The 13,467-nt window shown below is 69.6% G+C and carries 12 protein-coding genes and 2 pseudogenes; 3 read left to right on the top strand and 11 right to left on the bottom strand.

Annotation, left to right across the window (positions count from 1 at the left end; translation table 11 throughout):
- A partial coding sequence (locus GD1_RS25110; RefSeq protein WP_169798214.1) for a type I phosphoribosyltransferase occupies positions 1 to 420 on the top strand: 420 nt, incomplete at its 5' end.
- 40 nt (positions 421 to 460) lie between these two features.
- Here the strand turns inward: GD1_RS25110 and lpqB are convergent.
- The 3 genes and pseudogenes from lpqB to mtrA form a co-directional block, all read right to left on the bottom strand.
- The gene (gene lpqB, locus GD1_RS22475) at positions 461 to 2,212 is read right to left on the bottom strand and encodes an MtrAB system accessory lipoprotein LpqB (protein WP_053778073.1); all 1,752 of its coding nucleotides are present in this window, start codon (positions 2,210 to 2,212) and stop codon (positions 461 to 463) included.
- A 13-nt stretch (positions 2,213 to 2,225) separates the two neighbouring features.
- Positions 2,226 to 3,905, bottom strand: coding sequence for an MtrAB system histidine kinase MtrB (gene mtrB, locus GD1_RS22480; protein ID WP_059039693.1), 1,680 nt, complete (start codon positions 3,903 to 3,905; stop codon positions 2,226 to 2,228).
- Positions 3,902 to 4,578: pseudogene (gene mtrA / locus GD1_RS22485) on the bottom strand (MtrAB system response regulator MtrA). Before mtrA ends, mtrB begins: the two are co-directional and overlap by 4 nt.
- A 170-nt stretch (positions 4,579 to 4,748) precedes the next feature.
- Between mtrA and GD1_RS22490 the strand changes: the two are divergent.
- Both GD1_RS22490 and GD1_RS24870 read left to right on the top strand, forming a co-directional pair.
- Positions 4,749 to 5,402 carry a dTMP kinase gene (locus tag GD1_RS22490; protein ID WP_059039695.1) on the top strand — a complete coding sequence of 218 codons (654 nt, stop codon included), beginning with the start codon at positions 4,749 to 4,751 and terminating at the stop codon, positions 5,400 to 5,402.
- Between the two features lie 64 nt (positions 5,403 to 5,466).
- Entirely contained in the window at positions 5,467 to 6,441 is a 975-nt protein-coding gene (locus GD1_RS24870) for a hypothetical protein (RefSeq protein ID WP_157079589.1), read from the top strand.
- A gap of 139 nt (positions 6,442 to 6,580) precedes the next feature.
- Here the strand turns inward: GD1_RS24870 and ahcY are convergent, their stop codons facing one another.
- The 8 genes and pseudogenes from ahcY to GD1_RS22535 form a co-directional block, all read right to left on the bottom strand.
- The gene (ahcY, locus tag GD1_RS22500; protein ID WP_059039698.1) at positions 6,581 to 8,053 is read right to left on the bottom strand and encodes an adenosylhomocysteinase; all 1,473 of its coding nucleotides are present in this window, start codon (positions 8,051 to 8,053) and stop codon (positions 6,581 to 6,583) included.
- A gap of 139 nt (positions 8,054 to 8,192) precedes the next feature.
- Entirely contained in the window at positions 8,193 to 9,719 is a 1,527-nt protein-coding gene (locus GD1_RS22505; protein WP_020791482.1) for an amino acid permease, read from the bottom strand.
- A gap of 199 nt (positions 9,720 to 9,918) precedes the next feature.
- Positions 9,919 to 10,218 (bottom strand): WXG100 family type VII secretion target, encoded by a 300-nt coding sequence (locus GD1_RS22510; protein WP_020793342.1) that lies wholly within the window; start codon positions 10,216 to 10,218, stop codon positions 9,919 to 9,921.
- A 118-nt stretch (positions 10,219 to 10,336) separates the two neighbouring features.
- Complete coding sequence (locus GD1_RS22515; protein ID WP_053778072.1) at positions 10,337 to 10,663, bottom strand: WXG100 family type VII secretion target; 327 nt, start codon at positions 10,661 to 10,663, stop codon at positions 10,337 to 10,339.
- A gap of 103 nt (positions 10,664 to 10,766) precedes the next feature.
- Complete coding sequence (locus GD1_RS22520) at positions 10,767 to 11,609, bottom strand: ESX secretion-associated protein EspG (RefSeq protein ID WP_083534629.1); 843 nt, start codon at positions 11,607 to 11,609, stop codon at positions 10,767 to 10,769.
- Positions 11,606 to 12,607, bottom strand: coding sequence for a PPE domain-containing protein (locus tag GD1_RS22525; protein ID WP_059039700.1), 1,002 nt, complete (start codon positions 12,605 to 12,607; stop codon positions 11,606 to 11,608). Before GD1_RS22525 ends, GD1_RS22520 begins: the two co-directional genes overlap by 4 nt.
- A gap of 111 nt (positions 12,608 to 12,718) precedes the next feature.
- A complete protein-coding gene (locus GD1_RS22530; RefSeq protein ID WP_059039702.1) occupies positions 12,719 to 13,033 on the bottom strand; it encodes a PE family protein in 315 nt (104 codons plus the stop codon).
- A 41-nt stretch (positions 13,034 to 13,074) separates the two neighbouring features.
- Positions 13,075 to 13,467, bottom strand: a pseudogene (locus GD1_RS22535) (hypothetical protein); the annotation flags it as partial.

Raw genomic sequence — 13,467 nt, forward strand, 5'->3', positions numbered from 1 at the left:
GGGACCGTCCTCGCCGACGCCGTGACCACCGTGGCCCGGTGGGGCGAACTCCCCGACAGCCCGCGGCTGACACTCGTCCCGGCACCCACCCGCCGCGCGGCCGCCCGACGCCGTGGCGGCGACCCGGTCACGGGGATCGCCGCCGTGGCCGCCACACGGCTCGGCCCACGGGTGGGCACCGCCCCGTTGTTGTTCACGGCGTCGGCCACCAGGGACTCCGCCGGGCTGTCGGCGCGGGACCGACGGGCGAACCTCCGCGGCGGCATCCGACTGCGTCCACACCACCTCGGCACCGCCCGCATGTCGGCGGTCCTCGTCGACGACGTACTCACCACGGGAGCCACCGCCGCCGAGTCGGTGCGGGTCCTCCGGCATGCGGGGATCGATGTCACGGCCGTGGTGGTGCTCGCCGGCGCGTGAGGCCCACCCCGACGACCCCGGCGGGGTGTCGCTCAGACGATCAGGGGATGACCGGGATGGTGCCCGGGGTCATGGCCGGCTCGACCTCGGTCCAGTACTCGTCGGCCTGGCCGTTGCTGCTGCCCAGTCGCAGCACCCCGCGCTGGTCGGAGATGTAGACCGTGGTGGGGTTGGCCACCACCGCGGTGACCGGCGGCGACACGTTGCCGCTGAGCAACCCCACCGCGGGGGTGCCGTTGATCGACAACTGCACCACGGGAGAATCCCAGCTCTCGCGGGCGATCATCAGCGTGGTCGGTGACGCCCAGTCCAGCGACACCGCGCGGCTACCGATGTTGTAGGCCGCGATCCGCGGATGGGCCAGGGTCAACCGGCCGTCGGCGTTGGTCGCGAGCACCGCGAACACCACCTGACCGCCGACGATCAGCCCGACACGCACCCCGTCCGGCGCGACCTGCAGTTCGGTGATCGAACCGCGCACCAGCGCCGACACCTGTCCCGGATCGATCTCGATGGTCCGGGGTTCGCCCGTCTCGTCGTCGCGTATCCACTGGGTCGGTTTGCCGTCGACCACCGCCCACACGACATCGGAGTCCGGTCCGAACGACGGTCTGGTCACCGTCAGCCCGGACGCGATCGGCGTCGTCGCCGCACCGTAGTCGCCGACCGTGAGGTTCAGCCGCGGGTCGGTGCCCTCACCCGCCTGGACCGCGGCCACCCGCTTCCCGTCCGCCGACAACGCCGCCGAGCGCACCAGACGACCGGTCCCGAGCGGGCCGCCCACCGCGACCGTCCCGGTGTCGGTGACCTTCAGCAGCGCCCCGCCCCGGATGACGTTGAGCCCGACGTCGGTGGCCGGCATCACCGACGGATCGAACGACCGTACGTCGGTGGTCTGCCAGCCGCTCGCGCGGTCGGCGAGCAGGGGTGCGCCGTCGGCGTTGATCACATACGGGCCGCCGATGTCGGCACCGTTGAGGGTCCAGATGATCTGTGCGGCGAGCACCGTCCGATCGCGCACCGACAGATTGCCGATGCCGATCAGCTCGATCCGGACACCGCCGTTCGCTCCCGGGGTCACCGGACCACGCAGGGACGCCCCGGTCGGCAGGGCCGAGTCGACGGCCGAGGCGAGGTCGGCGGCCGGACCTGCGAGCAGCACCCCGACCAGCGTCGTCGCATCCGAGTCGAGTCCGGAGTACAACCAGCGCGGGTCGGGTACGAGATGCGATCGGGTGCGGTCGGTGAAGTACGCCGACACCGCACGATGGGTGATCTCGAACTGGGTGCGGTCGATCATGGTGCGCTCGGGCAGGGTGCCGTCGATCCGCCACTGCCGGCCGACCTTCGACAAGGTCACCGTGGTCTCCACCCGGCCGGTGGCCGGGGTCAGCTGCCCGTCACTCATCAGCACACCGACGTTGTCGCCCACCAGGCGCATCCGCACACTGTTCTCGCTGCGCTGGTCGACGTAGGTGTTGATCTCGTCGAGGATCAGCGCCGCACCGCGATCGTCCCACTGCTCGGCCGCCGAGGTGGTCAAGAACTTCCGGGCCGCGGCATGGCCGTCCGCGGGTGCCGCCGTCGCCTTCAGGAAGGCTCGGACCAGGGCCTCCGGGTCCATGTCGGCCTGCGGTCCCGGTACCGCGTCCGACGGCCCCTGACGCGCGAAGGAACTGATCGGCTGCGGCGAGGAACTGTTGGGGACTCCCCCACATGCGGTGAGCAGCGACAGGACCACCCCGAGGATCACCACCGCCACTGATCGACGGGTCACCCGATGGCCGCGCATGCGGTTGTGCAGCTCACTCATCGTCGGCCGCTCCTTCACCGGCGCGACCGGAGGTCTTGGTGGCCGAGCGGGTCACCGGCTTGACCGCACCGACCGGCTTGAGCGGCAGCGGGCTGCCCAGCACCTTGTGCCCGCGCACCAACGGCAGCGTCAGACGGAAGCAGGAACCCTGACCGGGCTCACCCCACGCCTCCAGCCGCCCCTGGTGCAGACGCGCGTCCTCGATGCTGATGGCCAGACCCAGGCCGGTGCCACCGGACCGGCGGAACCGCGACGGGTCCGACCGCCAGAACCGGTTGAAGACGAGCTTCTCCTCACCCGGGCGCAGGCCGATGCCCTGGTCGCGGACGGTGATCGCGACCGCGTCACCGTCGGAACGCATGCTCAGGGTCACCGGGTTGCGTTCGCCGTGATCGATCGCATTGGCCAGCAGGTTCCGCAGGATGCGTTCGACGCGGCGTGGGTCGATCTCGGCCAGCACCGGCTCGGCGGGCAGATCCAGGATCAGTTCGGTCCCGGTCTCCTCGGCCAGGTGCGCAACGGTGGCCAGCGCGGCGTCGATCGGGATGGCCATGTCCATCCGTTCGGCGGCCAGCTCGGCCATCCCCGCGTCGTGCCGGGAGATCTCGAGCAGTTCGTTCAGCAGGGTCTCGAACCGGTCGAGTTCCTTGTCGAGCAGTTCCACCGACCGGCGGCGGACCGGGTCGAGCTCGTCGCGGCCGTCGTAGAGCACGTCGCTGGCCATCCGGACGGTCGTCAGCGGGGTCCGCAGCTCGTGGCTGACGTCGGAGGTGAACTGCCGTTGCAGTCCACCGAACTCCTCGAGATGGGTGATCTGCTTGGACAGGCTCTCGGCCATGTCGTTGAACGACATCGCCAGCCGGGCCATGTCGTCCTCGCCGCGCACCGGCATGCGTTCGTTGAGCCGGCCGTCGGCGAATCGGACCGCGATCCGCGACGCCGAGCGCACCGGCAACACCACCTGCCGCGACACCAGCCATGCGATCGCCATCAGGAGTCCGAGCAGCACCACCCCACCGGTCAGCAGGGTGCCGCGGACCAGGTCGACGGTGTTCTGTTCACCGGCCAGCGGGAACACCAGATACAGCTCGAGGCCCGGAACGGTGGAGTTGGTGGGGGTCCCGACGATGAGTGCCGGGCCGCTGCCACCGGTCCCGTTGGGCACCGACGCGTACTGGTAGGCGATCTGTCCGCCCTGCACCATGTCGCGCAGTGGCCGCGGGATCTCCGACACCGGGCCGACGCCGGTGTCCTCGCCGTCGCGGTTGTTCACCGGGACCATCAGGACGATGTCGAAGCTGCCCACGGTGCCGGCGGTCTGCCCGCTGTCGACATCGCGGTCGGTCAGGGTCGACCTGGTCTGCCGTAGCCGGTTCTGGATCGACATGTTGCTGTCGCCGCTGGCGAGATCACGTTCCACCGCGATCCGTGCACGGTCGATCTCCTCGGTCGCCGCGGTGAGTTTCGCGTCGAGCAGCCGATCGGTGATCTGACTCATCAGCACGAAGCCGAGGATCAACAGCACCACCACCGACAGCACCAGCGTCGACACCACGACACGCAGCTGCAGCGAACGTCGCCAGATATGACCGAAGACCGCGCCGATGCCGGTCGCGGTCCGGGTCAGACGTCCGAAGGTGCCGTTGACGCGCCGTCGGGTCCGGCCGATCACGGCGGGCCGGCCTTGTAGCCGACCCCCTCACCGTGAGCACGACCTCCGGGTTCTCCGGGTCGGTCTCGACCTTGGCGCGCAGACGCTGCACGTGCACGTTGACCAGCCGGGTGTCGGCGGGATGCCGGTAGCCCCACACCTGTTCGAGCAGGACGTCACGGGTGAACACCTGGCGCGGCTTACGGGCGAGTGCCACCAGCAGATCGAACTCCAGCGGGGTCAGCGAGATCGGCACGCCGTCACGGGTGACCTTGTGCGCCGGTACGTCGATCTCGACCGGACCGATCGAGAGCAGTTCGGCCGGCTCCTCGTCGGTACGACGCAGCCGGGCACGCACGCGTGCCACCAGTTCCTTGGGCTTGAACGGTTTGACCATGTAGTCGTCGGCACCGGATTCCAGACCGAGGACGACGTCGACGGTGTCGGACTTCGCGGTGAGCATCACGATGGGCACACCGGAGTCCGCACGCAGCACGCGACAGACGTCGATGCCGTTCATCCCGGGCAGCATCAGGTCGAGCAACACCAGGTCCGGGCGGATCTCGCGCACCGCGGTGAGTGCCTGCGTACCGTCGCCGACGACGAAGGGTTCGAACCCCTCACCCTTCAGCACGATCGTGAGCATCTCGGCGAGCGCGGCATCATCATCGACGACGAGGATCCGTGGCTTCATGCCCCCAATGGTGACACTTCTGTGACCGCGGCGTGGTGACCGACGCGCCGGACTGTGTATCACCGCAGGTCGCGTCGCGCCTTTCCACAACCTTCGAGTCGACGGCTCGATCGATGCCGGGATGGGGAACAATCGGCACCACACACCGACGAGATACGAGGGAGGGCCGCGTGGGCCGGTTGATAGCGGTGGAAGGAATCGACGGCGCAGGCAAGAACACCCTGGTCACCGGACTCGTCGAACACTGGCGGGCACAGGGTCTGCGCGTCGCCACCTTCGCGTTCCCGCGGTACGGCCGGACGGTGTTCGCCGACGTCGCATCCGAGGCCCTGCACGGCGAACACGGCGACCTGCGCGAGAGCGTCTACGCGATGGCGTTGCTGTTCGCCCTGGACCGGTCCGCCACCGCCGAGGAACTTCGGTCGGCGATCGCCGGCCACGACGTCGTCGTCGTCGACCGCTATGTGGCATCCAATGCCGCCTACAGTGCCGCCCGCCTGCGCGAGGACGCCGACGGCGCCGTGGTGCGCTGGGTGCACGACCTCGAGTTCGGCCGGTTCGCGCTGCCGGTCCCCGATCGTCATCTGCTGCTCGGCGTACCCGCCGAGGTCGCGATGGCCCGGGCCCGCTCGCGTGCGTCGTCGGCTCCGGGCCGTGCCCGCGACCACTACGAGCGCGACGACGACCTACAGGTCCGGGTCGACGCCGTCTACCGTGCCCTGGCCGCGTCCGGCTGGATGTCACCGTGGGCCGAGTCCGTCGACCAGACACCCGCCGACCTCGCCGACGTCCTGCTCGCGCCGACGACCGCATCGACCGAATGACCTTGCCCGACCGCCCGCTCCTGCTCCGCTAGCCTGGTCTCATCGAACATCGCGAGGACGTCCCATGACCCAACCGCCCGCCGGCGGCCCGCCCCAGCAGTGGGGGCCGAATCCCGGTCAGATGCCGACGCGCGCGATGGGAACCCACCAGGTCCCCCCGTCCGGGGCGGGCGCACCTCAGCCCTATCCCCGGGTACCGCAGGGATATCCGCAACCGGGCAACCCGCCCGCACCGGCTCCCCGGCAGCCGGTGCCGCAACAGCCGGTGCCGGGGCAACCGGTGCCGGGGCAACCGACGCCCCAGCAGCCGTTCCCCTACGCACCCGTACCGCCGCAGGCCGGACCGGCCTACGGTCCGCCGGGTCCCGCCGGTGGCCCACCCGGGATGGGACCGGGTGGCATGGGACCGGGTGGCATGGGACCGGGTGGCATGGGACCGGGTGGCATGGGACCGGGCATGCCTCCGCCAGGTGGTCCGCGCCGCAACTGGGGTGCGATCACCGCGATCTCCCTCGGCGTGGTGGCCGTCCTCGCCATCGCCGCGCTCGCCATCACCCTGATCGTGCAGAACACCGGCGACGGCACCACCGTCGCGAGCGATCCCACCACGTCGACGACCGGGTCGGGATCGACCGCACCGAGTACCGGAACCGACCCGGGTGGATCGAATCCCACCGATCCCGATTCCACCTCCGGTGACGTCCCCGCGGCCGGCGATCCGACCGTCGCCTATGCCGTCGCCGAGGCGATGCAGCGCTACCTCGACGCGTTGAACGCACGTGACCTCACCCGCATGCGCAGTGCGGTGTGCAGTGAGGTCCGCGACGAGGTGCCGTCCCCCTCGAACAACGGCGGCACCATCGTCCTCGACCGGCTCGCCCTGCGATCGGTCACCGGCGATGTCGCCACGTCGGACGTCGTCATCCACACCGAGATCGGGTCACAGCGCACCGCGCCCGATGTGAAACAGGCGTCGTTCCGTCTGGAAGAGGGCACCTGGTTCTACTGCCCGGGCACCGAGGCCGACATCGGCATCTGAGTGGTATCGGTACCTGCATGGTGTCGGTATCTGGGTGGGTATCGGCATCTGAGCGGGTGTCCCAGATCTCCCAGCAGACACGAGTGGGCCCCGGCGACCTCACCGGTCACCGGGGCCCACTCGTCGGGTCGACGCCCGCTCAGTAGCGGTAGTGCTCGGGCTTGTAGGGGCCCTCGACGTCGACGTTGATGTACTCGGCCTGCTCCTTGGTGAGCTTGGTCAGCGTGCCGCCGAGAGCCTCGACGTGGATGCGCGCGACCTTCTCGTCCAGGTGCTTGGGCAGCCGGTAGACCTCGTTGTCGTACTCCTCGGACTTGGTCCACAGCTCGATCTGGGCGATGACCTGGTTGGAGAAGCTGTTGCTCATCACGAACGACGGGTGGCCGGTCGCGTTGCCCAGGTTCAGCAGACGTCCCTCGCTGAGCACGATGATCGAGTGACCGTCGGCGAAGGTCCACTGGTCGACCTGCGGCTTGATGTTCAGGCGGGTGGCGCCCGAACGCTCGAGGCCGGCCATGTCGATCTCGTTGTCGAAGTGGCCGATGTTGCCGAGGATGGCCTGGTTCTTCATCTGCTCCATGTGCTCGAGCAGGATGATGTCCTTGTTGCCGGTCGAGGTGACGACGATGTCGGCATTGCCGATCGCCTCCTCGACGGTGACCACGTCGAAGCCGTCCATCAGCGCCTGCAGCGCGTTGATCGGGTCGATCTCGGTGACCTGCACGCGCGCACCCTGGCCGGCCAGCGACTCCGCGCAGCCCTTGCCCACGTCGCCGTAGCCGCAGATCAGCACCTTCTTGCCGCCGATCAGGACGTCGGTACCGCGGTTGATGCCGTCGACCAGCGAATGGCGGGTGCCGTACTTGTTGTCGAACTTGCTCTTGGTGACCGAGTCGTTGACGTTGATCGCCGGGAACACCAGCTCACCGGATGCGGCGAACTGGTACAGGCGCAGCACGCCGGTGGTGGTCTCCTCGGTGACCCCCTGGACCGACTCGGCGATGGTCGACCACTTCGTGGTGTCCTTCTCGAAGGACGCGCGCAGCAGATCCAGGAACACCTTGTACTCGGCCGAGTCGTTCTCGTCGGCCGGCGGGACCACACCCGCCTTCTCGAACTGTGCGCCGCGCAGGACCAGCATGGTCGCGTCGCCGCCGTCGTCGAGGATCATGTTGGCCGGCTCGCCGGGCCAGGTGAGCATCTGCTCGGCCGCCCACCAGTACTCCTCCAGGGTCTCGCCCTTCCAGGCGAACACCGGGACACCCTTGGGCTCCTCGGGGGTACCGTGCGGGCCGACGACGATCGCGGCCGCGGCATGGTCCTGGGTGGAGAAGATGTTGCACGAAGCCCAGCGGACCTCGGCGCCGAGTGCCACCAGGGTCTCGATCAGGACTGCGGTCTGCACCGTCATGTGCAGCGAACCGGACACGCGGGCACCCTTGAGCGGCAGCACCTCTGCGTATTCGCGGCGCAGTTCCATCAGACCGGGCATCTCGTGCTCGGCCAGCGAGATCTCCTTGCGGCCGAACTCGGCCAGGGAGAGATCGGCGACCTTGAAGTCGATCCCGTTGCGGTTGTCTGCCGTAGGTGCGTCGTTCTGCACCGTGGTCATGTGTTCCCCTTTGTGTGTCGGTCGAACTCTGGTCGAGAGAACTGCAGTGGAATCGTGCACCGCCGCGCAGATGGGCGCGTATCGGTGTCACGACGCCATCGATCCACAGACCAGGCTATCCGACCCTCACCACACGACGTCAGTGGTCTCCGGCGGCCCTGTCGCCCGCGCCGACCGGGTCCGGGACCTCACCGCGCGCGCGGCGCCCGACCATCGAGTGGCGCATCCCGTAGAGGAAGTAGACGGCGACGCCGATCACCATCCAGATCACGAAGCGCAGCCAGGTCAGTGCGGTCAGATTGAGCATCAGCCACAGACATGCCGCGATCGCGAGCACCGGGATGATCGGTCCGCCCGGCACGGTGAACCCGCGTTGCAGGTCGGGGCGGCGACGCCGCAGGATCATCACGCCACCGGCCACCACGATGAACGCGAACAGGGTGCCCACGTTGACCATCTCCTCGAGACGGTCGATCGGGAAGAACCCGGCGACCACCGCGACGACCACACCGATCAGCGCGGTCAGCCGGATCGGTGTCCCGAACCGGGGGTTCGTCGCGGCCAGACCACGCGGCAGCAGCCCGTCGCGGCACATGGCGAACAGCACCCGGGACTGGCCGAGTACCAGCACCATCACCACCGTGGTGAGACCGGCCAGCGCGCCGATCGCGATGATCTTCTCCGCCCAGGTGATCCCGTTGAGGGCGAACGCGGTGGCGAGGTTCTTCGGTTTTCCGTCACCGGCACTGGTGGCGAGCTGGGTGTAGCTGACCATGCCGGTCACGACGATGGTGACCAGGACGTAGAGCACGGTGACGATGGCCAGCGAGCCCAGGATTCCGCGGGGCACGTCCTTACGCGGGTTCCGGGTCTCCTCGGCAGTGGTCGCGACCACGTCGAACCCGATGAACGCGAAGAACACGATCGAGGCTGCGGCGAGCACGCCGTACCAGCCATAGGAGCTGTCGCCACCACCGGTGATCAGCGAGAACAACGACGAGTCGACGGACTTCTCGACGCCCTCCCCCTTCTCCGCCGGCGGGATGAAGGGGCTGTAGTTGCTCGCCTTCACGTAGAAGAAGCCCACGATGATCACCAGCAGGACCACGCCCACCTTGATCGCGGTGATCACCGCACTGAACCGCGACGACAGTTTGGTTCCCAGTGCGAGCAGGACCGCGACCACGGCGACGATGACCATCGCCCCCCAGTCGATGGTCTGGGAGCCCACCTCGACCGTCCCGCCGCCGAAGCCGAAGACACTGCCCAGATAGGACGACCAGCCCTTGGACACCACCGCGGCACCGACCGCGAACTCGAGGATGAGGTCCCAGCCGAGAATCCAGGCCAGGAACTCGCCGAACGTGGCGTAACCGAAGGTGTATGCCGACCCGGCGACGGGGACGGTGGAGGCGAACTCGGCGTAGCAGAGGGCGGCGAGTGCACAGGCGATCGCCGCCATCACGAAGGCGAGGGAGATCGCCGGGCCGGCCTTGTTGCCCGCGGTGGTCGCGGTGACGGTGAAGATACCGGCGCCGATCACCACCGAGACGCCGAACACCATGAGATCCCACGAGGTGAGGTTCTTCCGGAGCCGGTGTCCCGGTTCGTCGGTGTCCGCCATCGACTGCTCGATGGACTTCGTCCGGGTCAGCGCATTGGCCACGGTCCCAGCTCCCTCCGACGTCGATCCATCCCCCCGAAGGATGGCCGCACGAGTTGTGTGCTGGCGACGTTAGTCCTTCGACTCACCGCAGGAGGCGGAACCGCCACGCACCGCGTGTCGGTTCCGCGGGCCCGGTCCGGCGGGTCGTCGACCCACCGGACCGGGTTCGGTCACCCGGACGCGGCGACCCGCGCCGTTCTCACGCGCCGGAGAACCGGCGCGCGATCATCGAGTCTGTCTCGTGCATCACGTTGCGGGCGTTGCCGACTCCGCGACCGAGTCCGACGAGCTGTTCGCGAGACTGCGCGAACACCTGGTCCCAATGCTGCTGGGCCTGCTCGTAGGCCGACTTGGCAGCCGGCGACCGCCAGTTGCCGTCGAGTGCGGCGACCTGGCGTTTGAGTTGTGCGGCAAGATCTTCGAGCCGCTGGAATTGATTGTTGAGTCCGCCCTGCAGATCGCCGAGTGCGGCGAAGTCGTACTGGATTCTCCCGGACATGTCCGTCCTTCCGATCGGTGGTGTGGGTTGCCGACGGGCGCCCGAGTCGGGCGAACGCCGGTGATGGATGTGGTCGCGAGAGCGTGGAGTCGACGCTCCCGCGGTGGGCCTGCCTGCCCTACAGCCGCAGCGGCCCTTCGGAACCGAGGTCGGCAGCCGCCATCGCGTCGTGATCCTCGTAGCCGGTGAAGCCGGCGGTCAGCTTGGTGCGGATGTCGTCGAGCGCCTGGTTGAGCGTGTTCGCCGACGAGTTCCAGTCGGTGTGGGTGGCGTCGAATGCCGTCGATGCCCGACCACTCCAGGTGGCCATCCCGCTCGACGCGGTGGACGCGATCTGCCGGATCACCCCCTGCATGTCGTCGACGATCTGGGATACCGTCTGCGCTGTCGCAAGACCGGACGAGACGTCGATGTCGACAGCCCCCGCAGCCCCTTCGAGATTCATGGTGCTCCTCCTGTGTTCCGGCACCGACGTCGCGATGCCCCCGAGCGACATCCGGGATGGATGTCACTGATGCCCGGTCGCTACCCGGGCCTTCCCCGACCGGTCACGGGAACCACCGCCCGTCCGGGAGCGTCTCGACCAGCAGGCGTACCCCCTGCGCCAGCCGATGGCCGGTCCCCGGTGTGAGCGTGGTCCAGCGACCACCATCGAGAGAACCACTGGGGCTGAGCACGATTCGGCCCCGCTCACCGTCGACGACGGCTAGCGCCCCACAACTCTGGGTGACGACACCCGCGCCGTGCGCGATCGCCACGATCTCGGTCCGTGCCGCCGGTGCGGCCAACGCCGCCGCCAACCGCGTCGCGTCGTCCGCCCTCGCACCGATCGTCCGCAGTACCGCGGCGGTGTCGTGCCGGTCACCGCACCGCGCCAGCCGATCGACGAACTCGTCGGTGGGGACCCGGATGTCGGCGAAGGTCATCGGTGGCGCCTGCCCGCACAGCGCGCGGATCACCGCGCCGAGTCCGGCGGCATCCGCGATCTCGGGGAACCCGAGGGCGATCCGATCTCCGGTCCGCACCGCGAGCACATGCTCGTGGCCGCGCCGGGCGAGACAGGCGCGGCGTGTGCCGTCGGCACCGAAGACCCGGACGGCGAGTTCACGCTCGGGGCCGGTGAGCACGCGCACTGCCGTCGACGACCAGTGGTCCGGGCGGTCGTCGACGAGGGCTCCGCACTCCTCGAGTTTGCGGTCGGCGGCACGATCGGCGGCTGCCGAGAGCTCCGCGTCGTCGTCCGTCGGCCACAGATCGAGGACGACCGGCCATGTCGGGAAGCCGGTGCGCTCACCGAGTCGGCGCAGCGCCGCGACCCCCAGTTCCGCCCCGCGGGTGTTCGCGAGGACGGCGTCTGGGACGAGCCCCGCCCGGGTTCTGGTTCCGGTCATCCGGTCACCTCGTCGCCCGGTAACACGAGCGTCTCGCTCAGGTAGCGCGGATCGAGACCGTGGGTGCCCTCGACCACCGGCGCGTCGGCGACAGCGACCTCGGCCCACGTCGCCGGACCGTCGCCGGCCACCCCCGCTGCACTCACCGTGACCGCAGCCCCCATCGGATGGGTGCGGACGTCGTCACGACCGGTTGCCCCGATCGCCGCGGCCGGGGCCATCGGGGCGATCGGTGGCGTGATCGGTGAACTCGGCGGCCGGGAGTCGACCGGAGCGGACACCCGCGTGGGTTCGGCGACCGTGGACGCGGGGACGGTCGGGGTGTAGGCACCACGGATCGTCGGGACCGATGGCACGACGACGGCCGCCGAGAGCCCGGAGACGGGTTGGGCCGCAGTGGTGTCCGCGGCGGACCCGTCCGACGACGACCCGGGCGCCGGTGGTGCTGCCGTGATGGCACCCGCGGGTGCCGGATGCGGTGTGAGCCAAGGTCGTGCGACGGGTTCTGCGGCCACCTCGTAGGCCTCCATCACCCGTGCGGCGCGCACCCGCTGATCGTGGACGGCCCGTTCGGCGTGTGCGGCCGCGCCGGAGACGAGCGGCACCACCGACGCGGCGGTGGCGGCGAGGTCGGCGAGACCGTCGACGAGGGCGATCTCGGCGGGATCGGGCATCGCCAGCCGCGCGACGGTGACGGCGGCGGCCTGCTGTTCGACGAGCACCGCCGCGGTGGCGGCATTCGCCGACATCTCCGCAAGCCAGTCGCCCAGCGCAGACAGCTGCCCGAGTACCGATTCCGCCGCCCCCGATTCCCATCCGGCTCCGAGTTCGGCGAGAACCTTTCCGTACGATATTGCCGCCCTGCCCATTTCGGCCGACACCACCGACCATGCCATGGCCGACTCCGCGAGTGGGGACGGTCCGGCCCCGGCACCGAGATCGGCAGCCAGTCGCGCACTGGTACGTGCGTCCCAGATAATGCCGGTGAATCCGGTCATTGCCCATTCCTCTCGTCACTCGGGATGTGGTGTCACAGGTGTCGCACCGGCCACCGCGGCCGGCTCGAATCCATCGGTACCGCCACGGTGCGGTGTTCGCGTGCCGGCCGGTCAGACCGGGGTCGCCCGCAGACCGCTCGCGGCGGCGTCGTCGGCGGCACTCACCCCGCGCGCCTGATCTCGCATCGCCGTGGCGAGGGCGCGCAGCCTGACCACCCCACCGGCGGCGTCGGTGCCGAACCGTCCGGCGACCTCGGTCACGGTGTGTGCCACCGCGACCGACACCTCATCACGTCCGGACGGCGGCACGTCGAGTGCCGGAGACCATCGTGTGAGTCCGGCCTCGAGGGCGTCGGCGATGGTGTCGAGTTCGGCGGCGGCGCCGGCCAAGACATCGGGATCGATGTCGATTCTGTTGCTGCTCATGATGTCTCCTGAACGGTCGGGTTCCGGATCGGGATGTCGGGTCAGATCGTCGGGCCGTCAGGACCGAGTCGGAGCCGGATGTCGGGCATGGGTTCGGGTGGGGCGTCGGGGGTGTCGTCGCCGAGGACCGGTGGCGCGACGCCGGGTGTGACACCGACGAGGTCGCGCCCGTTGTCCTCGGTCACCAGGTAGTCGGGCACCTCGTGGTTGCCTTCGCCACCGAGACCTCGCGCCGCCCCGGCCGCGGCCACCGGGGCCATCGACGCCGGGACAGGTGCCGCGGCGACCGATGCGGCCCGCGTCGACGGACCGGGCGTATAGCTCGCCGGTTCGGTGGCACCGACCCCGCCGGGTACCGACGTCCGGGCCGCGCCGAGCGGCCCGGCCCCGAGTCCACCCACACCCAGTCCACCGCCACCGACCCCGCCTCCACC

The sequence above is a fragment of the Gordonia desulfuricans NBRC 100010 genome (genome assembly GCF_001485495.1).
GTDB lineage: Bacteria > Actinomycetota > Actinomycetes > Mycobacteriales > Mycobacteriaceae > Gordonia > Gordonia desulfuricans.